Raw genomic sequence first — 20,884 nt, 5'->3', positions numbered from 1 at the left:
CGAGGTCGTCGGCCTTCGGACCCGACGCAATTGTGGCGATCCCGTGCGGGTGAACTCCGGCGCAACGGGGAGTCACGGTGGCCCGAGTCAGTTGTCGTGCTCGAACGCGCGCTCGTGCTCACGGGCGTAGCGGATGCGGTCGTTGCCGACGCCCTGGGGGACCATGGGCCAGACCATCGCGTCTCCGCTGACCACGAAATCGATCACAACGGGGCGATCATTGATCGCCAGCGCCGAGTGGATCGCCCGATCGATGTCGACCTCGCGCTCGACTCGCATCGCCGCACAGCCATACGCGTCGGCGAGGCGGACGAAATCTGGGATGCGGACCGATTCATGGCCGGTGTGCAGAGCGCTCTGCGAGTAGCGCTCGCCGTAGACGAGCGTCTGCCACTGTCTGATCATCCCGAGCGCCGAGTTGTTGATGATCGCAACCTTGATCGGGATGCCGTTGATGGCACACGTCGCGAGCTCCTGGTTCGTCATCTGGAACGATCCGTCTCCGTCGATAGCCCAGACGACGCGCCCGGGTTCAGCAGTCTTGGCACCCAGAGCCGCGGGGACCGCGTAGCCCATGGTTCCTGCTCCGCCGGAGTTGATCCACTGACGGGGCCGCTCGAACGGGAGGAACTGCGCTGCCCACATCTGATGCTGTCCGACCCCCGCGGTGTAGACGGCTTCCGGCCCGGTGAGCTCCCCGATGCGACGGATCACGTGCTGGGGTGCGATCAATCCGTCGCTGGTTGGTGCGTAGCCCAGCGGGAACTCCCGTTGGAGCCCGTGCAGTCGTGCCCACCACGACGACAGGGTCCGCGGGGCGCTTCCGGACACAGCTCGCACCGCCTGAGTGAGCTCGGGCAGGGCCGCCCGCGCATCGGCGACGATCGGCACGTCTGCGCGTCGGATCTTGGAGATCTCGGCCGGGTCGATGTCGATGTGGACGACCCTGGCGTTGGGGGCGAACAGAGATGCGTCACCCGTGACGCGCTCGTCGAATCGCGTGCCGATCGCGACGATCAAGTCTGATTCCTGCAGCGCGAGCACCGCTGGCACGGTGCCATGCATACCCGGCATTCCGAGATTGAGCGGGTGCGAATCGGGAAAGACGCCTCGTGCCATCAACGTCGTCACCACGGGAGCGCTCACCAGCTCGGCGAGCTCCACCAGTTCTGCCGCCGCATCGGCGCGTATGACGCCGCCACCGACGTAGAGCACAGGTCTTTTCGCGCGCCCGATCTCGTGTGCCGCGCGGCCGATCTGCGTCGAGCTCACCCGCCCGAGGTTGTCGTCGGCCGTGTCGTGGCCCGGGGGAGGCCAGACGAAGTCGGCGGATGCCGTCAGGGCGTCCCTGGTGATGTCGACCAAGACGGGGCCGGGGCGGCCGGTGTGCGCCAGCCGATATGCCGCACAGAGCACCCGCGGGATATCCGCGGCAGCCGTGACGACCGTCGAGTGTTTGGTGATCGGCAGCGTGATCCCCTCGATGTCCGCCTCCTGGAAAGCGTCTGTTCCCCTCAGCTCCGAACGCACCTGCCCCGTGATGACGAGCAGAGGCACAGAGTCGGATTTGGCATCCATGATGGGCGTGACGAGGTTTGTCGCGCCGGGGCCGCTCGACGAGAGCGCGACGCCGACCCTCCCGCTGGCCGCTGCGTACCCCTCGGCAGCGTGGCCGGCGCCCTGCTCATGACGCACGAGAACGTGTCGCAGTGAGTGCGAACGCGTCAGAGCGTCATACACAGGCAGGACTGCGCCGCCCGGGATGCCGAAGACGTCGGTGATGCCGAGGAGTTCGAGAGTGCGCACCACGGCTTCGGCACCGGTGAGTACGGGGCGGGCACTGGGCGGGTGGCTGCGTCCTACAGGGACACGTGAGGGCCGCGGATCAGGTGAGGCAGGCACGCCGGAAACGGCAGCGCTGAAAGAGGGCATGGAAACAGCTCCTGGACGCAGATGTTCACCACTGACGTCGCTGCCGCAGAGCGCGACGATTTGCGGCGAAGGCGAGAGATGAGCGGCGCAGGCGTGTCGGGATGGAGACTGCCCGTGATGCGCGCACCAGCCGCGGATGTCGTCTCGCGGTGTGGCGGCGGCGTGATCGCCGTGGTGGCCGACAGTGTCCAGGGTAGGAGGCACCGGCTTCTGCTGAGCGTAGCACCCGTCCGGCGAGCTCGATGGGCCGCGGGGCGTGCCGGCAAGTCGGCGTCCGACGGCCTTGCGGGGGCGATGATTTCGCCGGCACCGCTTACGTCAGGGCAGTGGCGAGGGAGGCCAGATGGGCTCGGCTCCGTTCCGCCGCGGCGCGGGAGTCGCCTCGCGTGATGGCTTCCGTGAGCGACGCGTGGGTGTGCTGGTCGTCGTCGCCGCCGTACTCGCCCCTGATCCGGAGCATGTCGATCATCGCCTGTCGGAGGCGCGGCGTGAAGCCGTCGAACAGATCGAGCAGAATCGGGTTGTGCGCCGCGGCAACGATGGCGCGGTGGAATGCCGTGTCGGCGTCGACGTGGTGTTCGATGCTGTCTCGTCGCTCCTGCCTGGCACCGAGCGCACGTCGGATCGCACGGAGATCCGCTGGCGTGCGGCGAGCGGCGGCGAGGGCGGAGGCCTCGGTCTCGATCGCGATGCGGGCCTCGATCACGGCGACGATGTCGGCGTGTTGCAGGGCCCGTTCCCGGTCCTCGCGCACGTCGAGCGCGGTGACGAAGACCCCGGAGCCCTGGCGGGTGGTCAGCACGCCGCGGCCGGCGAGTTGGCGGATCGCCTCCCGCACCGTGGTGCGTCCGACCCCGAGCTGTGCGGCGAGAGTCGTCTCACCGGGGATCTTGGAGCCGAGCGTCCACTCGCCCGTACGGACGCGGTCGAGCAGCACATCGGCCGCCTGGTCCGCCATGGAGGTCCGTCTCACCTGTGCCATCCTCGACCTTCCTGTCTGCTTGTCTGCGGAGTTGTGCTAGATTCTACGCATGTTCGTCCGGGCTCTTCTCCTTCTTCGCCGCCACGGCGGGGCCTAGCACGATCGGCTCCCCGTCGTGGAGCCGAGGGCTGTGCCGGTCACCCGACCAGAAGAAGGAACACCTCGCATGACCACGACGACTTTCCCCTCCCTGTCCACTCCGGCGGGTGCCGTGCCGGCGGCCGCACCCTCGTGGAATCGGCAGCGGCATTCGCAGATGCCGTCCCACAGGTACCGCGATGCGTACTCGCGCGTCGAGGTGCCGCTCGCCGCTGCGGATCGTCAGTGGCCGAACAGGAGGCTCGAGGCGGCACCGCTCTGGGTCCCCGTCGACCTGCGCGACGGCAACCAGGCCCTCGCGGAGCCGATGGACCCGGCACGCAAGCGTCGCTTCTTCGAGCTGATGGTCGCCATGGGCTACAAGGAGATCGAGGTCGGCTACCCGTCAGCGTCCCAGACGGACTACGACTTCGTCCGCCTCGTTGCGGACGCGGCGATCGCACCGGATGACGTGACGATTGTGGTGTTCACCCCGGCCAGGCGCGACCTGATCGAGCGGACCGTCGCCTCGATCCAGGGCATCACGAACCCCGTGGTGATCCACATGTACACGGCGACGGCGCCGACGTGGCGCGAGACGGTGCTCGGGTACGACCGGGCGGGGCTGAAGGAACTGATCCTGGCCGGGGCTCGCGATGTGCTCGGACTCGCCGGAGGCATACCGAACGTGCGGTTCGAGTTCAGCCCCGAGGTCTTCAACCTCACCGAACCCGAATACGTCATCGACATCTGCGACGCCGTCACCGAGCTGTGGGGTGCGACGCCGGAGCGGCCGGTCATCCTGAACCTCCCGGCCACGGTCGAGATTGCCACTCCCAACGTGTACGCCGATCAGATCGAGTACATGCACAAGAATCTCGCACGCAGAGACGCGGTGATCCTGTCGGTGCACCCGCACAACGACCGCGGCACGGGGATCGCGTGCGCCGAGCTCGCCGTGCTCGCGGGCGCTCAGCGGGTCGAGGGCTGCATCTTCGGAAACGGGGAGCGCACGGGGAACGTCGATCTCGCCACCTTGGCGCTGAACCTGCATGCGCAGGGGGTCGACCCGATGATCGACTTCTCCGACATCGACGAGATCCGCCGCACGGTCGAGCACTGCAACCGGATCGAGGTTCATGCGCGGCATCCGTACGTCGGCGACCTCGTCCACACGGCGTTCAGCGGTACGCATCAGGACGCGATCAAGAAGGGCTTCGCCGAGCACCGCGCCCGCGCCGTCGCGGAGGGACGGCGCGAAGCGGAGGTGGAATGGCGCGTACCTTACCTGCCGATCGATCCCGCCGACATCGGGCGCAGCTACGACGCGGTCATCCGAGTCAACTCGCAGTCGGGCAAGGGCGGCATCGCCTACGTGCTCGAGAGCGAGTACGGAATCGAACTGTCCCGCCACGCGCAGATCGACTTCGCCCGCCGCGTTCAGGCGCACACCGAAGCATCGGGCACCGAGATCACCGCGGCCGAACTGCGGTCCCTCTTCGAAGGGGTTCGCGACGACACGGCCGATGACGCAGGGCGCACGATTCCGTCGTAGCGCGCGTCGCTGAACCTGGACCACCGCGCTCAGCGCAGTGCGTCGCCAGGTTCAGCACCGCGCTCAGGCGCCCTCGGGCTCGATGATCAGCTTGCCGATCGCGCCCTGGGCGAGGTCGCGGTGCGCGTCGGCGGCGCGGGCGAGACCGAAGCGGTCGCCGAGCTCGACGTCGAACGCCCCGGCGCCGATCAGGGCGAGGGTCACCGGCAGCGCCTCGGCGCGCCAGGCCTCCTGCTGGTCCGTGAGCGGGTGGGGCGAGCCGCCGCTGAAGGCCCGGATGCCGAGATCGTCGGCCTTGGCGCCCGACACGATCGTGGCGATGCGCTGCCGGTCGGCGAGGAGTTCGAACGACTGGGCGAGCACTTCGTCGGAGCCGAAGCCGTCGAGGATCGCGGTGACTTCGCCCGCATTGCGCACGCGTTCGACGAGGCCCTCGCCGTATCCGACGGGCGTCGCGCCGAGTTGGGCGACGCGGTCGGCGCGGCGGGCGCTCGTGGTCGCGATCACCTTCGCGCCCCACGACACGGCGAATTGGATCGCCGCCTGGCCGACCGAACCGGAGCCCCCGTGGATGAGGAGGGTGTCGCCGGAGCGCACCCCGAGCGACCGCAGCGCCTGGTACGCCGTTCCCGCGGGGATCCCGAGGGCCGCGCCCTGCTCGACCGAGACGCCATCCGGCAGCAGCGAGACGCCGCTCGCCTTCACCGCCGTCTCGCTGGCATACGCGCCGACGCCGTCGCCGATCGTGGCACCGCCGAACGCGACGGGGTCGCCCACGCGGAAGCCGTCGACGCCCTCGCCGACCGCCTTGATGAATCCGGCACCGTCGAAGCCGACGCCGCGCGGCTTGTCGAACGCGGCGCCTGGTCGGATGCCCGCCCGCAGTTTCGCATCGATGGGGTTGACGCCCGCCGCCTCGACCTCGACCACGACCTGCCCCGGCCCGGCGACGGGCTCCGGCACCTCGTGGAGTTCCAGGACCTCTGGTCCGCCTACTGCACTGTACTGAACCGCCTGAGTCATACCCCGAGCCTAGTAGCGCCCGACGGGGTCGGGCATGGGGTTTCGCCGGCGGACTCGTCCGGGTGGCTGCTACGCCTCTTCGCCCATGACGCGCCGCGTCAGTGCGGTGACGTCGCGGTCGAGGCCGTCGAGGCGGCGGTCGACCGTTTCGAAACGGGCGTTCATCACGCCTTCGACGCGGGCGATGTCGGCGCCTAGCGCCCTGATCTCGCCGCGGAGTTCGTGCCGCACCTCGCCGATCTCGCCGAGGAGTTCGTGCCGCACCTTGCCGACCTCGGCGCGAACGGTGCGCAGCGTCAGGCTCAGGGTGAGGGTGAGCACGCCGATGAGCACGGTCGAGAACGTGCCGATCAGCACCCAGATCTGCGGGTCGTTCACGTCCATGCCCTCCATTGTCGTCGATGTCCGTGCGTCTGTCACCGACGCTGCCGACGTCCGTCCCCGGGCGGAAGCCCATCTCGGCGGATGTGGAGACGCAACCATCCGATCCGCCGGTTGTGAGGGAGACGACGAAACGGGTGCCGCCGATCGTCCGGGGCACCCGTTCCACACGGCGTCAGTGCGCGATCAGTCGAACAGGTCCGTCTTCAGGAGGGCGAACATGACGGTGTGCACGCGGTCACGGAGGCCGGCTCCGACGCCCACCGGGTCCTCGTCGTAGACCTCCTCGACCTGCTTCACCGTGCCGTTTCCGAGTACGGCGAGCATGAGGTCGTTGCCGTAGCGCACCGCCAGGGCCGGGTCCATGAACCCGCCGAGCACAGCATCCGACGACACGACGCCGTCGAAGCCCCACTCGTCGCGCAGCACGTCCTGCAGCAGCGCCTCGCTGCCGCCGGCCCAGCGGCCGCCGATGTTGATGAACGAGCTCATGGCGCCGCTCGCATCGGCTTCCTTGACCGTGATCTCGAACGGCTTCAGGTAGATCTCGCGCATCGCCTGCTCGTCGACGAACACGTTCACACCGGTGCGCGCGCTGGTCTCCTGCTCATTCAGGGCGAAGTGCTTCATGAACGTCAGCACGTCCCTGCTCTGCGCGCCCGAGACCATCGCGGCGCTCATCCTGCCCGACAGCAGCGGGTCCTCCGAGTAGTACTCGAAGTTGCGGCCGCCGAACGGGGTGCGGTGGATGTTCATCCCCGGCGCGTACCAGCCCTCCACGCCGTATGCGTTGGCCTCGGCGCCGACGGCCTCGCCCATCTCGTAGGCGAGATCCTCGTTCCAGGTCGAGGCGATCACGACCTCGGTGGGGAAGGACGCCGCGGTGAGCTCACTGAACAGCGCATTCAGGCCGGCGGGGCCGTCGAGCAGTGTCGCCGACGGCACGCCGAGCCGCTCGACCGGCTCCGTCGTGTACGCGCCCTTCGAGAAGATCGCGATGAGCTCGTCGCGCGTGAACTGGTCGAGGAACTCCTCCCACTGCGGGTCGTCGTACTCGAGGCCCTGGAGGTCTTCGAGCATGATGCCGTTGTCGGCGCCGTAGGTCGGCTCCTCGCCCTCCGTCTTCTCGAACGTCGGGTTCATGAACTCGAGCAGCTCATCCGAGGCCGTCGTCTCGACGTCCGACGAGTCGGGGTAGGTGCCCTCCCAGTCGCTGCGCGACAGGTCGGTGAGGTCGCCGTCCGCGTACCCGAAGCGGTTCTCGAGCGCCGTGCCCGTCGCCTCGTCGGTGTCGTAGACCTGCTCGTCGAGCTCGATCGGGAACTCCGCGACCGGCGTGTGCACGTCGGTGCCGATCCGGATGTCGTAGGTGCCGGCATCCAGAACGTACGCGCCCGCACCCTCCGTGACCCACGAGGCCATGTCGCGCACGTCGAAGGTCACCGTGACCGTCTCCGAGGCGCCCGGCTCCAGCAGCGAGGTCTTCGCCGACCCGGCCAGCTCGATCGCCGACTTCTCGGGGCCGCCGGGGGAGTAGGGCGCGGAGGAGTACGCCTGCACGACGTCCTTGCCCGCGGTCTCGCCCGTGTTGGTCACGGTCACGTCGATGCTGATCGACTCGTCGTCCACGACGGGCTCTGCGGCATCCCACGAGAATTCGGTGTAGCTGAGGCCGTAGCCGAACGGGTACTGCACGGCGGCGGCATAGCCGTCCTCGTCGCCCTCGTAGCGCGTCTCGTAGTAGCGGTAGCCGACGTAGATGCCCTCTTCGTACTCGAACACGCCGCGCTCGGCGTTGTCGTACCGGAAGTTCCCGAAGTTCTCGGTCGCGGGCGCGCTCTCGATGTCGTACGCGTACGTGTCGGTGAGGTGTCCGGAGGGGTTGACCTCGCCGGTGAGCGTCTTGGCGAGAGACACGGCGCCCTGCGGGCCCGGCGTTCCGATCCACAGTGCGCCCGTGATCTCCGGGTACTCCTCGAGGAAGCCGAGCTCCATCTGGTTTCCCGAGTTGACGACGACGATCACGTCGTCGAACTCGCCCGTGACGAGGTCGAGGAGCTCCTTCTGCCCGCCGGTGATGCGCAGCTCGTCGGCGGTGAAGTCCGAACCCTCGGTGCCGTCGTTGCCGATCACGATCATAGCCGTGCCGGAATACTCCGCCGCCTGGTCGAGCACGGCGTCGGTGAGATAGTCGGGCGTCGGCTCCGTGCGCTTGGCCTTGCCGGTGAACATGCCGATCATCTGCTCGATGAAGCCGGTCGAGCCGGTCTCGGTCTCGGCGCCGGCATCCTGCGTCGCGGCGTAGAGGTCGCGGTTGTACTCGATCCCCTCGCCCTCGAGTGCGTCGTAGAGCGAGACCGCGGCCGACTGGTCGGCACCGCCGGAACCGCCGCCGCCGTAACGCAGGTTGAATGACTCGAAGCCGAAGACGTTGACCTTCTGCTCCGCCAGGGGCAGGGCACCGTCGTTCTCGAGCAGCACGATGCCCTCGTCCGAGATGCGGCCGGCGACATCGGCGCTGTTCTCGCGCGCCTCGACGCCCTCCGGCGTGGAGGAATCGGTGCCGAGCGCCGTCACGCGCTGCACATCGTTGACCGTCGGGGCGACGAGCACGCCGATCGTGATCACCGCGACGGCGAAGATGCTCCACCCGACGAGGCGGCGCGGACGGTGGGCGACCTTGCGGTGCACGCGCTCGCGGCGCTTGTCCTCGCGGCGCTCGCGGCGGGTCATCTCCGCCCGTCTGGCACTGCGGTCCGCTTTCGCCTCCTTCTTCTCCGCCTTCGCCGCGGCGCGGTCGGCGGGCTTCGCCGCCCTGCGCTCCTCCGGCGACATCGCCTTCAGCTCGGCGCGTCGAGCCCTGCGCGCGGCCTTTTCTTCGGCCACGCGCGCGAGCGCATCCTGCTTGATCTCTTTCCGAGTCGCCACGTTGCTTCCCTTTCCCTCTGTCACTTCTGTTCTTCCGAGTCCTTGCGCGATCGGCGCTTCGCCCGCCCGTGTGCGCGCCAGGCCGAGACGAACTGCCGCAGGCCGCGCCAGAATCTGCCGTTCACCATCACCAGCAGCGCGTCGAGCATCGCGTCGTCGACGGAGCCCGCCGACATGCGGGCGATCGACCGGAACGGGAGGTCGAGCGCGAAGCGCGTGTTGTTGGCCGCGTGCGGGCGACCGAGCAGCATCAGCACGTCGTGGCTGCGGTGGATCGCGGTGTGCAGCAGGCTCGCGAAACCGCCGCGGCCCTTCGTCTGCGCGACGATGTCGCCGCGCGTGAGCGGGCGATCAGCCGGCCACTCCGGTGACGGGAGCGCCCTGCCCAGCAGGCGCGCGTACTCGTCTGCGGGGACGCGATCGACCCGGCCGCTGGTGTAGTGCGGCAGCTCGGGCGCGGCGGGCATCGCGGAACCTGCGACCTCGAGCGGCGCGCTGAGCCGGATGTCGCGGGACGACGCCGCCGCGTGGATCGTGTACGCGCCGCCGACCGTGCGCCACTCGCCGGATGCCGCATCGAACACGTCGAAGGCGTGCTCCGCGTAGGCGATCTCGACGGTGGCGCTCTCGCCGGGACGCAGCGCCACCTTGGCGAAGCCGCGCAGCTCGCGCGGCGCGCGGAACGCGCCGTTCGCGGCATCCGGAGCCTCGACGTACAGCTGCACGACCTCCGAGCCGACCGTCTCGCCCGTGTTGGTGACGGTGACGCGGGCGGACGCGGGACCGGCGGTGAGGTCGGAGTAGGCGAACGTCGTGTAGCTCAGGCCGTGGCCGAACGGATAGCGCACGGGCGCATCGACCTTGTCGAAGTATCGGTAGCCGACGTAGATGCTCTCGCGGTGCTCGCTGGTCGCCTCGGTGCGACCGAAGCTCGCCGACGACGCGACATCCGCGTACCGGATCGGGTACGTCTCGGCCAGCTTGCCGCTCGGGTTCGCGCGGCCCGTGAGCACCTCGGCGAGCGCGCGGCCGCCGCCCTGGCCGGCGAGATAGCCGTGCACGATCGCGTCGACGTCGTCGGCGAAGGGCAGCTCGACGGGGGCACCGCCCGAAAGCACGACGACGATCCGGATGCCCAGGGCACCCAGCTCGCGCACGAGGTCGAGCTGGTTCCGGGCGAGGCGCATGTGCGCGCGGTCCACGGCCTCGGCCTCGGCCGACTCGTCCAGCCCCAGGAACAGCAGCACCGTTTCGGCGCGCTCGGCGAGGGCCACGGCGCGGCGGCGCAGGCGGCTCGATGGCGTGTCGCGCCGCGCGAAACCGCGCTCGAAGCCGACGATGTCGAGCTCGCTCTCGCGCAGAGCGTCGAGCGCGGAGTCGAGCCGCGTCGGGTTGACGAGCGAGCTGCCGGCGCCCTGGTAGCGGGGCGTTTCGGCGAAGTCGCCGATCACCGCGACGCGACCGGATGCGCGGCTCAGCGGCAGGGCGCGGCTCTCGTTGCGCAGCAGCACGATCGACTGCCGGGCGGCCTCGATCGCGAGCTCGTGATGGGCATCGTGGTCGGCCGCGGGCGCCTCATCGTCGGGTGCGGAGCGCTCGATCAGGGTGAGCACCTCGTCGACGCGCGCATCGAGGATCCGTTCGTCGAGCGCACCGGATTCGACGGCCGCGATGATCTCGCGGTCGGTGACGCCGTCGGTCGACGGCATCTCGAGCGCGTTCCCCGCGACGAGACCGGCGACGCGATCGTTGTTGCCGCCCCAGTCGGTCACGACGAGGCCGTCGAAGCCCCAGCGCTCGCGCAGCGTCGCCTGCAGCAGTTCGGCGTTCTCGTTGGCGTAGGTGCCGTTGACGCGGTTGTACGCGCTCATCACCGTCCACGGCCGACCCTCGGCGACCGCGATCCGGAAGCCCTCGAGGTAGACCTCGTGCAGCGCGCGCTCGTCGACGATCTCGTCGATGCTCATTCGGTGCGTCTCCTGGCTGTTCACCGCGAAGTGCTTGGCGCTCGCCGCGACACCACGCGACTGGATGCCCCGGATGAGCGCGGCGGCCATGCGGCCCGAGACCAGCGGGTCCTCCGAGAAGTACTCGAAGCTGCGGCCCGCGAGCGGGTTGCGTTTGATGTTCAGGCCGGGGCCGAGCAGCACGCTGACCCGCTCGGCGGCGGCCTCGGTGCCGAGGGCGCCGCCGACGCGCTCGACGAGCGCCGCGTCCCAGCTGTTCGCGAGCGTCGCCGCTGGCGGGAAGCACGTCGCGGGGATGCTCGCATTGAGGCCGAGGTGGTCGGCGGCGCCGCCCTGCTTGCGCAGGCCGTGCGGGCCGTCGGTGAGCATGATCGACGGGATGCCGAGGCGCTCGATCGGCTTCGTGTTCCAGAAGTTCGCGCCCGACATCAGGGACGCCTTCTCGGCGAGCGTCAGGGCGGCGCGGAGGTCGCGCGCGGCATCGTTGGTGGGCACGACACGGGAGTCTACCCGAAGTTCCACCACGTGGTGGAACTTCGCCGCTCCGTGAGTGAATACGATAGTCCTCGTGCCTGAAGACGACGACGCAGAGCCCCGCCCCACCGGCTATTCCTCGGGGCGCGCGACGAAGAAGGCGATCGTCGCCAGCGCCGCGACGGCCTTCGCGCAGCGGGGATTCTACGGAACGTCGCTGCGCAGCATCGCGCGCGAGGCGGGCGTCGATCACTCGACGCTGCTGCACCACTTCGGGAACAAGACCGCGCTCCTGCTCGCGGTGATCGAGTGGCACGACCAGCAGCAGCTGAAGGCCGCGGCGCCCCGCAGCCTGAGCGCGGAAGCGATCGCCGACGCCTTCACCCGCACGGCAGCGAGCAACCAGGCGACTCCGGGGCTGACCCAGCTGTTGTCGATCCTGACGGCGGAGGCGGGGGCCGAGGGGCATCCGGCCAGGGCCACGCTGCAGCGCCGGCACGGCCGCATCCGGACGGTCCTGACGCTGATGATCCGGCGCCAGCGCTCGAAGCTCGATCTCCCGGATGACGGGCTGCGCCCGGAGGAGCGCGCGGCGCTCGTCATCGCGACGTGGGATGGCCTGCAGCTCTATGACGCGCTGCACCCGGGCGAGCTGGACATCCCCGCGCTCGTCAGCCGGAGCCTTCGCGAGGCGTTCGGGCTGCCGGTTCCGACCGCGTAGGCGCTGCCGAACGCGAACCGGCCCTCCCGGTGCCCGCGAGGGGCATCCGGGAGGGCCGGTTCGGCGTCAGCGCGCGATCAGAACTGGTCGATCGCCGCGTTCAGCGTGGCGGACGGGCGCATGGCGGCGGCGGCCTTCGCGTCGTCCGGGCGGTAGTAGCCGCCGATGTCGACGGGCTTGCCCTGTGCGGCGATCAGCTCGTCGACGATCGTCTTCTCGTTCGCGGCGAGCTGCTCGGCGAGCGGAGCGAACGCGGCCGCGAGCTCCGCGTCGTCGGCCTGCGCCGCCAGCTCCTGGGCCCAGTACAGGCCCAGGTAGAAGTGCGAGCCGCGATTGTCGATCGTGCCGAGCTTGCGGCCCGGCGACCGGTCCTGCTCGAGGAACGTCGCCGTGGCCTTGTCGAGCGTGGTCGCGAGGACCTGCGCCTTGGCGTTGTCGGTCGACTGCGCGAGGTGCTCGAACGAGGCGGCCAACGCGAAGAACTCGCCGAGAGAGTCCCAGCGCAGGTAGCCCTCCTCGACGAGCTGCTGCACGTGCTTCGGCGCCGAGCCGCCGGCGCCGGTCTCGAACAGGCCGCCGCCCGCCATCAGGGGAACGATCGAGAGCATCTTCGCCGACGTGCCGACCTCGAGGATCGGGAACAGGTCGGTGTTGTAGTCGCGGAGCACGTTGCCCGTCACAGAGATGGTGTCGAGGCCCTGTCGGATGCGCTCGAGCGAGAACGTCGTCGCCTCGGCGGGCGCCATGATCCGGATGTCGAGGCCGGTCGTGTCGTGCTCGGGCAGATAGGCGTTCACCTTCGCGATGAGGTTCGCGTCGTGCGCACGGTTCTCGTCGAGCCAGAACACCGCGGGGGTGTTCGACAGGCGGGCGCGCGTGACGGCGAGCTTGACCCAGTCGCGGATCGGGGCGTCCTTGGTCTGGCAGGCGCGCCAGATGTCGCCGGCGGCGACCTCGTGGCTGAGCACCGTCTCGCCGGCACCGTTCACGACGCGGACGGTGCCGGCCGCGGCGATCTCGAACGTCTTGTCGTGCGAGCCGTACTCCTCGGCCTTCTGCGCCATCAGGCCCACGTTCGGCACGGTGCCCATGGTCGTCGGGTCGAGCGCGCCGTTGGCCTTGCTGTCGTCGATCGCGGCCTGGTAGACGCCGGCGTACGACGAGTCGGGGATCACCGCGAGGGTATCGGCCTCGGTGTTCTCGGCCGTCCACATCTTGCCGCCGCCGCGGATCATCGCGGGCATCGACGCGTCGATGATGACGTCGCTCGGCACGTGCAGGTTCGTGATGCCCTTGTCGCTGTTGACCATCGCGATCGCGGGGCCGGCGTTCAGCTGCGCGTCGAACGCGGCGCGGATCTCTTCGCCGTTCTCGAGCGAGGCGAGGCCGGCGTAGATCGCGCCCAGGCCGTCGCGGCCGCGGAGGCCGGCGGCGGCGAGGTCGGCGCCGTACTCCTCGAAGACGGGGGCGAAGAACGCCTCGACGACGTGGCCGAACAGGATCGGGTCGCTGACCTTCATCATGGTGGCCTTGAGGTGCGCCGAGAACAGCACGCCCTCGGCCTTGGCGGCGGCGACCTGCTCCGTGAGGAACTCGCGCAGAGCGGCGACGTTCATGAACGTCGCGTCGATGACCTCGCCGGCCTGCACCGGGAGGCTCTCCTTCAGCACCGTGACGTCGCCCGCGGCGTTGACGTGCTCGATCCGGAGCGTGTCGGCGGCGGGCGAGACGAACGAGGTCTCGTTCGAGAAGAAGTCGTCGTGGCCCATCGTGGCCACGCGGGTCCGGCTGTCGGCCGACCACGCGCCCATCCGGTGCGGGTGCGCCTTCGCGTACGCCTTCACGGCGCCCGGTGCGCGGCGGTCGCTGTTGCCCTGGCGCAGCACGGGGTTCACGGCCGAGCCCTTGACCTTGTCGTAGCGAGCGGCGATCTCGCGCTCGTCGTCGGTCTGCGGGTTCTCGGGCAGGTCGGGCACGTCGAAGTCGGCGGCCTGCAGTTCCGCGATGGCCGCCTTCAGCTGCGGCACCGACGCCGAGATGTTCGGGAGCTTGATGATGTTGGCGCTGGCCTCGCCCGCCAGCTCACCGAGCTCGGAGAGGGCGTCGCCGATGCGCTGGTCCTCGCTCAGGCGCTCGGGGAACTGCGCGACGATGCGGCCGGCCAGCGAGATGTCGCGCGTCTCGAAGTCGACGCCCGCCTTCCCCGCATAGGCCCGGATGATCGGCAGCAGCGAGTAGGTCGCCAGCATGGGCGCCTCGTCGGTGTGCGTGTAAATGATGGTGGACATACCTGTGGCGCTCCAGTGATCGTCGGATGTGCGCGGGACCTGCGCACGCGCGAATTGTCTCGATCTCAAGATACCTGAGGCGGCGGGGCGGCGCAGATCGGGTCAGTCGCGCAGCACCTTCTGGATGCGCTGGACCGAGACGGTCTCGGCCGTGCCGAGGCGCTGGGCGAAGAGGCTGACCCGCAGCTCTTCGAGCATCCACCGGGCGCGGGCGATCGGCTCCGGTGCGTGCGGCGCGAGGGGCAGCTCGCCGCCCGCCTCCCGGTACGCGGAGAACGCCTTCTCGTACTCGGTCATCCACGCGCGGTCGCGGCCGGGCTGGTCGGGGAGCGCCTCGAGGCGCATCCGGATGCCGTCGACGTAGCGGGGGAGGTGGCGCAGCCGCTCCAGCCCCGTCGCGACCACGAACCCCTTCGGCAGCAGCGCGTCGAGCTGCCCGCGCGCGTCGTTCAGCGCGCCGAGCAGGGTCATCGAGTTCGCATTCCTCATCGCGCGCTCGGCGGCGCGGGCGCCCGTGAGGATCTTCGCGGTGAGCGCGACGGTCTCGATCACGCGGTCGACGGAGCCGCGCGAGACCTCGTCGCGTACGGCCTCGAAGCCCGCGCGCGTGCGCACGTCGTCGTGGCGGGCGATCACGTCATCCGCGACCGCGGCCAGGCAGTCCTCGATCACGGCCTTGGGCGACGGGTAGGGGGACGCGGCCAGGGCGAGCCGCTCGTTCTGGCTGAGGTGCTCCTGCACGTACGAAACGGGCGACGGCACGTTCAGCAGCACGAGGCGGCGCAGGCCCGCGCGGGTGCGGCGGGCCGCCTGCTCGGCCGTCGCCTCGACCCGGACGGCGACCGAGGTCTTCTCGTCGACGAGGGCGGGGTAGCCGCGCACGACGCCGCCGGCGACCTTCTGGTCGACGCGCTCCGGCAGCTCGCCGAACGTCCAGTCGGTCAGCCCTGCCTTCTCGATCGCGGCGGGAGCGGGTGCGGCGGCCACGGCATCCGGGCCCTTCGCGCCGCGCGGGGGCGTGCCGCCCCGTTCGATCTGCCGGGCGACCGAGTCGCGGGCCTTCGCCGCGAGGCGCCGCTGCAGCTCGGCGAGGTCCCGGCCGGAGCCCGCGGCGCGGCCGCGCGCGTCGACGGCGCGGAACGACATCTTCAGGTGCTCGGGCACGCGCTCCATCTCGAACGCGCCTGCGTCGACGGGCTGGTTCGCCTGCTGCTGCACGAGGCGCGCGAGTGCGGTGGCGAGCGGCTGCGGGGGCAGGCCGTCGTGGTCCTCGGGGCCGGCGCCGGCCAGCTCGTCGGCGAACTTCTCGGCCCAGTCGGCGGCGGGCACGACGTGGCGCCTGAGGGCCTTCGGCAGGGCCTTCAGCATGGCGGTGACGAGCTCGTGGCGCTGCCCGGGCACCTGCCAGTCGAAGCCGGCGGGCTCGAGCGAGGCGAGCAGCGCGAGCGGGACGACGGCGGTGACGCCGTCATCCGGGGCGCCGGGCTCGAAGCGGTAGGCGAGGTCGAGCGTCTGGTCTCCCTGGCGCCACCGCGTCGGGAAGTCACCGGAGTCCGCCGACCGGTCGCCCTCGAGCAAGTGCTCCTCGCGCATCGTGAGCAGGTCCGGCGTGCGGGTGAGTTCGTCGCGCCACCACGCCTCGAAACTGCGCACATCGTATGCCTCGGCGGGAATGCGCGCGTCGTAGAACGCGTACACCGCCTCGTCGCCCGCGAGGATGTCGCGGCGGCGTTCGCGCTCCTCGACCTTCTCGAGCCGTCGGCGCAGCTCGGCGTTCTGCCGCACGAACCGGCCGACCTGTTTCGGCAGGCGGGCGGGGTCCCATTCGCCCTCGACGAGCGCGTGCCGGAGGAACAGCTCGCGCGAGGCGGGCTTGTCGACGCGCGCGAACTGGATGCGGCGGCGAGGCACGATCTCGACGCCGTAGAGCGTGACCTTCTCGTACGCGACGGCGGCGCCGGCGTCCTTCGACCAGTGCGGCTCCGAGACCTGCCGCTTCACGAGGTCGCCCGCGAGGGCCTCCGCCCATGCCGGGTCGATCTTCGCGACCGTGCGGGCGAACAGGCGCGAGGTCTCGACGAGCTCGGCCGCCATAACGGCCTTCGGTCGCGACCTCTTGAGGCCGGAGCCGGGGAAGATCTGGAACGAGACGTTCCTGGCACCGCGGTAGGTCGCACCGCGCGCGCGGTCGGCCCCGCCTCGGCCCCTCTCGCCCGTGCGAGCCTCGCGCTCGTCGAGCACGCCGATCTGCGAGAGCAGGCCCGACAGCAGCGCGCGATGGATCGCGTCGCCTGCCGGGTGCCCGCCCTCGGGCGGTGCCGCCGTCCGGTCCTTCCGCCGGGCGCCGGGCTCGCCGCGGCGCGGGCCGCGGTCGTCGCCTTCGCGCACGAACTGGCGCAGCTGGCGGTGCACGTCGAACCACTCGCGCACGCGCACGTAGTTGAGGAAGTCGCCGCGCACGAGGCGGCGGAAGGCGCTGGAACCGAGCTCGCGCTGCTTCTCGCGCACGTAGTCCCACAGGTTCAGCATGCTGAGGAAGTCGCTCGACGGGTCGGTGAAGCGCGCGTGCGACTGCTGCGCCTGCTCCCGCTTGTCCTCGGGCCGTTCGCGCACGTCCTGCAAGGACATGCCGGACACGATCGCGAGCACCTCCTCGCCGACGCCCTCGCGGGAGGACTCGATGAGCATCCGGGCGAACCGGGGGTCGATCGGCATCCGCGCGATGCGGCGGCCCGTCTTGGTGAGGGTCGGCGGGCGTCCCTCGCGCCCGAGCCGCACGGCGCCGAGCTCGACGAGCAGGTCGAAGGCAGCCTTCACGCCGCGCGAATCGGGAGGGGTGAGGAACGGGAACTCGGAGATGTCGCCGAAGCCCAGCGAGAGCATCTGCAGCACGACGGAGGCGAGCGAGGTGCGCAGGATCTCTGGGTCGGTGAACTCCGGCCGCCGCACGAAGTCGTCGTGCGCATAGAGCCGGATGGCGATACCGTCGCTCGTGCGGCCGGCGCGGCCCGAGCGCTGCTGGGCTGAGGCCTGCGAGACCGCCTCGATCGGCAGGCGCTGCACCTTCGCACGGTTCGAGTAGCGCGAGACGCGCGCCGTACCCGCGTCGATGACGTACTTGATGCCCGGCACCGTCAGGGAGGTCTCGGCGACGTTCGTGGCGAGCACGACGCGGCGACTGACGCCGGCGACCTTCGACGGCTCGAACACGCGGTGCTGCTCGGCCGCGCTCAGCCGTCCGTAGAGGGGGAGCACCTCGGTCGGTGCATGCCCCGAACGGAATGCACCGGACACGGCGTCGGCGGCGTCGCGGATCTCCGCCTCGCCCGGCAGGAAGACGAGCACGTCGCCCGGCGCCTCGCGGTCGAGTTCCTTGAGCGCCGCGACGATCGCCGAGACCTCGTCGTCGACGCTGTAGGGGCGCTCATCGACCTCCTCGGTCGCGGCGTCCGCGTCATCCGCGGCGGGCCCGGGGCGGGGTTCGTCGTCCTCGTCGTCGCTCGCGCCCGCGAAGGGGCGGTAGCGGACCTCGACGGGGAACGTGCGGCCCGAGACCTCGATGATCGGGGCCGGTTCGCCGTCGGCTCCCGCGAAGTGCGCGGCGAACGACTCGGGGTCGATCGTCGCCGAGGTGATGACCACCTTGAGATCGGGGCGCTCGGGAAGGATGCGGCGGAGGTAGCCGAGCAGGAAGTCGACGTTGAGCGAACGCTCGTGCGCCTCGTCGATGATGATCGTGTCGTAGCGAGTCAGCAGCCGGTCGCGGTGGATCTCGTTGAGCAGGATCCCGTCCGTCATGAGCGCGATCTGCGTCTCGGCCGAGACCTGGTCGGTGAAGCGCACCTTGTAGCCGACGACGCCGCCGAGCGGCACCTGCATCTCCTCGGCCACTCGTTCCGCGATCGTGCGCGCGGCAAGGCGGCGCGGCTGCGTGTGGGCGATCGCGCTGCGGCCGAGCTCGAGCGCGATCTTCGGCAGCTGGGTGGTCTTGCCGGAACCGGTCGCGCCGGCGACGATGACGACCTGATTGCCCCGGATGGCGTCGGCGATCTCGTCGCGGGCCGCGGAGACGGGGAGCTCGGGCGGGTACGAGATCACGGGAGACATAGCCCTTCAGCTTATCGCGATCGGGGGAACGGGCCCCGGTGCGTCCTCGCGGTCGTAGGCTGAATCCATGACTGTTCCCACTGTGAAGCTCAACTCCGGATACGACATCCCGCAGCTCGGTTTCGGCGTCTTCCTGGTGCCGCCGGCGGAGGCGGAGAAGGCCGTCAGCGAGGCGCTCGAGGTCGGCTACCGCCACATCGACACGGCGGCGATCTACAAGAACGAAGAGGGTGTGGGCGCGGCGATCGCCGCCAGCGGCATCCCGCGCGACGAGCTCTTCATCACGACCAAGCTCTGGAACGACCGCCAGGCGGGCGACGAGCCGAACGCCGCGATCGCCGAGAGCCTCGAAAAGCTCGGCCTCGACTACGTCGACCTGTACCTGACGCACTGGCCGGCGCCGAAGAACGACAACTACTCGCACGCGTGGCAGAAGATGATCGAGGTCCGCGACCAGGGCCTGACCCGCTCGATCGGCGTCTCGAACCACCTGCCGGAGCACCTCGACCGCATCGTCGCCGAAACGGGCGTCACCCCGGCGGTCGACCAGGTCGAGCTCCACCCCGCGTACCAGCAGGCCGACGTGCGCGCCTGGGGCGACGCGAACGGCATGAAGATCGAGTCGTGGGGCCCGCTCGGCCAGGGCAAGTACCCGCTGTTCGAGAACCCGGCCGTCGTCGCCGCGGCGGAGGCCCACGGCGTCTCGCCGGCGCAGGCCGTCATCCGGTGGCACCTGCAGCGCGGCACGATCGTGTTCCCGAAGTCGACGCGCATCGAGCGCATGCGCGAGAACTTCGACGTGTTCGGCTTCGAGCTGACGGCCGCCGAGGTCGACGCCATCACGGCGATCGATCCCGGCGACGGCTCGGGCCGCGTGGGCACGCACCCGAACGACCTGAACTGACGCTCCGCGACGAGGGCCGGGCATCCGACATCCGGGTGCCCGGCCCTCGCACGTTCGGGCGCCGTCAGATCCAGCCGGGCAGCCACATGTGGGCGCGCCAGAGCTCGTCCGGTTCGGGGATGCCGGTAGACAGCGGCAGGAAGAACGCCGCCGCGAGCGCGGCCGCGGCGAGGATCGCGATCGAGGCCGTGCGCCACGCGCGCCGCTGGCGGACGGCGTAGCGGCGGGCGTCGGCGATCTCCCCTGGCGTCGGCTCGGCGAGCAGGATGAGCTCGCGCCGCCGCGCGAGGTGCTGCAGCGCCATCGCGAGGGCGAGGCAGACGAACGGCAGCATCGCGATCGTATAGAACTGGAACGTCGTGCGGCTCGGGTACAGCAGCCACGGCAGCCAGGTGACCGCGATGCCCACGAGCGGCCAGGCCAGCGCGATCCGGCGCGTGCGCACGAGCCCTGCGATCAGGGCGACGATGGCCGCCATGCCCGCCCACCACGCGATCGGGTTGGGCAGGCTGCCGATCACGGCGATCCAGCCGTCTTCCGGGTTCCCGACCCACATCGCCGTCGGCCGCAGCAGCGGGGGCCACTGCCACGCGGGGCTCGCGTAGGGGTGGCCGGACGTGAGGCCGACGTGGAACGCATAGACCGACGACTGGTACTCCCACCAGGCCGCGAGCGGGTTCGCCGACGCGCCGCGGTCGTAGCCGCCGGATGTCGCGAACCAGCCCGTCCACGACGCCATGTGCACCGCGAGGGCGATCGGCACGAGCAGCGCGAAGCTGGCGGGGCCCTGCCGGATGATCGCGGCGGGCAGCCAGGTGCGGATGCCGGCGCGGCGGCGGTCGATCGCGTCGACCACGACGAGCCAGATGCCGAGGCCGGCGAGCGCGTACAGGCCCGACCACTTCACCGCCGTCGCCGCCCCGAGCGCGGCCCCCGCGGCGAGGACCCACGGCCGGCGCCACATCACGGGCCCGACGAGCTCCCCGGACGCCGCAGCGATGCGTCGCGCCGCACCCGCCCGGTCGAGCACGAGGAAGAGCACGGCCAGCAGGACGAACCACGCCAGGATGCCGTCGAGCAGGGCGACGCGGCTCATCGCGATGCCGAGGCCGTCGACCGCGAGCAGGCCGGCGGCCGCCGCCGCGACGGCGACCGAGCCGCTGAACCGGCGGGCCAGCAGGTAGAGCGTCGGGACCATGAGTGTGCCGATCGCGGCGGTCGCGAGGCGCCACCCCGCGGGGTCGCCGGGGCCGAGCGCCGCCATGCCGAGGGCGATCAGCCACTTGCCGAGCGGCGGATGCACGACGAACGCCCCCTCGGCCGAGAACCCGCCAGTGTCGCCCGCCTCGAACGCCGCGTTCGCGTCATCCGGCCACGTGCCCTCGTAGCCGAGGTTCCACAGCGACCAGGCGTCCTTGACGTAATAGGTCTCGTCGAAGACGAGCTCGTGCGGGTGCCCGAGGCCCGCGAAGCGGAGCACGAGCGCGGCGAGCGTGACGAGCGCGGGCGCAGCCCACTCCCACGCTCGGTGCCGCATCATCCGC

The 20,884-nt window shown here is 70.6% G+C and carries 12 protein-coding genes; 3 read left to right on the top strand and 9 right to left on the bottom strand.

The window, feature by feature from the left end; genetic code table 11:
- Positions 1–87: 87 nt before the first annotated feature.
- On the bottom strand, positions 88–1,932 hold the full coding sequence (locus C0010_RS10045) for an acetolactate synthase large subunit (protein ID WP_105566940.1): 1,845 nt from the start codon (positions 1,930–1,932) through the stop codon (positions 88–90).
- Positions 1,933–2,245: 313 nt separating this feature from the next.
- Positions 2,246–2,914 (bottom strand): FadR/GntR family transcriptional regulator, encoded by a 669-nt coding sequence (locus tag C0010_RS10040; RefSeq protein ID WP_105566939.1) that lies wholly within the window; start codon positions 2,912–2,914, stop codon positions 2,246–2,248.
- Positions 2,915–3,080: 166 nt separating this feature from the next.
- Between C0010_RS10040 and C0010_RS10035 the strand changes: the two genes are divergently transcribed.
- Positions 3,081–4,547 (top strand): 2-isopropylmalate synthase, encoded by a 1,467-nt coding sequence (locus tag C0010_RS10035; RefSeq protein WP_105566938.1) that lies wholly within the window; start codon positions 3,081–3,083, stop codon positions 4,545–4,547.
- A gap of 63 nt (positions 4,548–4,610) precedes the next feature.
- Here C0010_RS10035 and C0010_RS10030 read toward each other — a convergent pair whose 3' ends face one another.
- From C0010_RS10030 to C0010_RS10015, 4 genes are all read right to left on the bottom strand, one after another.
- Positions 4,611–5,570, bottom strand: a complete 960-nt coding sequence (locus tag C0010_RS10030; protein ID WP_105566937.1) for an NADP-dependent oxidoreductase — start codon at positions 5,568–5,570, stop codon at positions 4,611–4,613.
- Between the two features lie 69 nt (positions 5,571–5,639).
- Positions 5,640–5,954 carry a hypothetical protein gene (locus tag C0010_RS10025; RefSeq protein ID WP_105566936.1) on the bottom strand — a complete coding sequence of 105 codons (315 nt, stop codon included), beginning with the start codon at positions 5,952–5,954 and terminating at the stop codon, positions 5,640–5,642.
- Between the two features lie 183 nt (positions 5,955–6,137).
- Positions 6,138–8,879: a glycoside hydrolase family 3 protein gene (locus C0010_RS10020; protein WP_105566935.1), complete on the bottom strand. Its 2,742-nt coding sequence runs from the start codon at positions 8,877–8,879 to the stop codon at positions 6,138–6,140.
- A 20-nt stretch (positions 8,880–8,899) separates the two neighbouring features.
- Positions 8,900–11,341 carry a glycoside hydrolase family 3 C-terminal domain-containing protein gene (locus C0010_RS10015; RefSeq protein ID WP_198410836.1) on the bottom strand — a complete coding sequence of 814 codons (2,442 nt, stop codon included), beginning with the start codon at positions 11,339–11,341 and terminating at the stop codon, positions 8,900–8,902.
- A gap of 73 nt (positions 11,342–11,414) precedes the next feature.
- On the opposite strand from C0010_RS10015, the gene C0010_RS10010 reads away from it, so the two are divergent.
- Positions 11,415–12,041, top strand: a complete 627-nt coding sequence (locus C0010_RS10010) for a TetR/AcrR family transcriptional regulator (protein WP_158685429.1) — start codon at positions 11,415–11,417, stop codon at positions 12,039–12,041.
- A 77-nt stretch (positions 12,042–12,118) separates the two neighbouring features.
- Here C0010_RS10010 and C0010_RS10005 read toward each other — a convergent pair whose 3' ends face one another.
- Together C0010_RS10005 and hrpA are read right to left on the bottom strand one after the other, a co-directional pair.
- On the bottom strand, positions 12,119–14,329 hold the full coding sequence (locus C0010_RS10005) for an NADP-dependent isocitrate dehydrogenase (protein ID WP_105566933.1): 2,211 nt from the start codon (positions 14,327–14,329) through the stop codon (positions 12,119–12,121).
- A 102-nt stretch (positions 14,330–14,431) separates the two neighbouring features.
- Positions 14,432–18,436 carry an ATP-dependent RNA helicase HrpA gene (gene hrpA, locus C0010_RS10000; RefSeq protein ID WP_105566932.1) on the bottom strand — a complete coding sequence of 1,335 codons (4,005 nt, stop codon included), beginning with the start codon at positions 18,434–18,436 and terminating at the stop codon, positions 14,432–14,434.
- Positions 18,437–18,503: 67 nt separating this feature from the next.
- Here hrpA and C0010_RS09995 point away from each other — a divergent pair, with 67 nt between their 5' ends.
- The gene (locus C0010_RS09995; RefSeq protein ID WP_105566931.1) at positions 18,504–19,340 is read left to right on the top strand and encodes an aldo/keto reductase; all 837 of its coding nucleotides are present in this window, start codon (positions 18,504–18,506) and stop codon (positions 19,338–19,340) included.
- A gap of 64 nt (positions 19,341–19,404) precedes the next feature.
- Here the strand turns inward: C0010_RS09995 and C0010_RS09990 are convergent, their stop codons facing one another.
- Positions 19,405–20,880 carry a dolichyl-phosphate-mannose--protein mannosyltransferase gene (locus C0010_RS09990; protein ID WP_105566930.1) on the bottom strand — a complete coding sequence of 492 codons (1,476 nt, stop codon included), beginning with the start codon at positions 20,878–20,880 and terminating at the stop codon, positions 19,405–19,407.
- Positions 20,881–20,884: the final 4 nt, after the last annotated feature.

The sequence above is a fragment of the Microbacterium halophytorum genome (assembly GCF_002970975.1).
Classification (GTDB): Bacteria; Actinomycetota; Actinomycetes; order Actinomycetales; family Microbacteriaceae; genus Microbacterium; species Microbacterium halophytorum.
This window is presented reverse-complemented; position numbering and strand designations above follow the sequence as displayed.

Coding starts and splice junctions, on each gene's coding strand:
- C0010_RS10045 (WP_105566940.1), bottom strand. CDS start 1,932: ATGCCCTCTTTCAGCGCTGCCGTTTCCGGCGTGCCTGCCTCACCTGAT.
- C0010_RS10040 (WP_105566939.1), bottom strand. CDS start 2,914: ATGGCACAGGTGAGACGGACCTCCATGGCGGACCAGGCGGCCGATGTG.
- C0010_RS10035 (WP_105566938.1), top strand. CDS start 3,081: ATGACCACGACGACTTTCCCCTCCCTGTCCACTCCGGCGGGTGCCGTG.
- C0010_RS10030 (WP_105566937.1), bottom strand. CDS start 5,570: ATGACTCAGGCGGTTCAGTACAGTGCAGTAGGCGGACCAGAGGTCCTG.
- C0010_RS10025 (WP_105566936.1), bottom strand. CDS start 5,954: ATGGACGTGAACGACCCGCAGATCTGGGTGCTGATCGGCACGTTCTCG.
- C0010_RS10005 (WP_105566933.1), bottom strand. CDS start 14,329: ATGTCCACCATCATTTACACGCACACCGACGAGGCGCCCATGCTGGCG.
- hrpA (WP_105566932.1), bottom strand. CDS start 18,436: ATGTCTCCCGTGATCTCGTACCCGCCCGAGCTCCCCGTCTCCGCGGCC.
- C0010_RS09995 (WP_105566931.1), top strand. CDS start 18,504: ATGACTGTTCCCACTGTGAAGCTCAACTCCGGATACGACATCCCGCAG.
- C0010_RS09990 (WP_105566930.1), bottom strand. CDS start 20,880: ATGATGCGGCACCGAGCGTGGGAGTGGGCTGCGCCCGCGCTCGTCACG.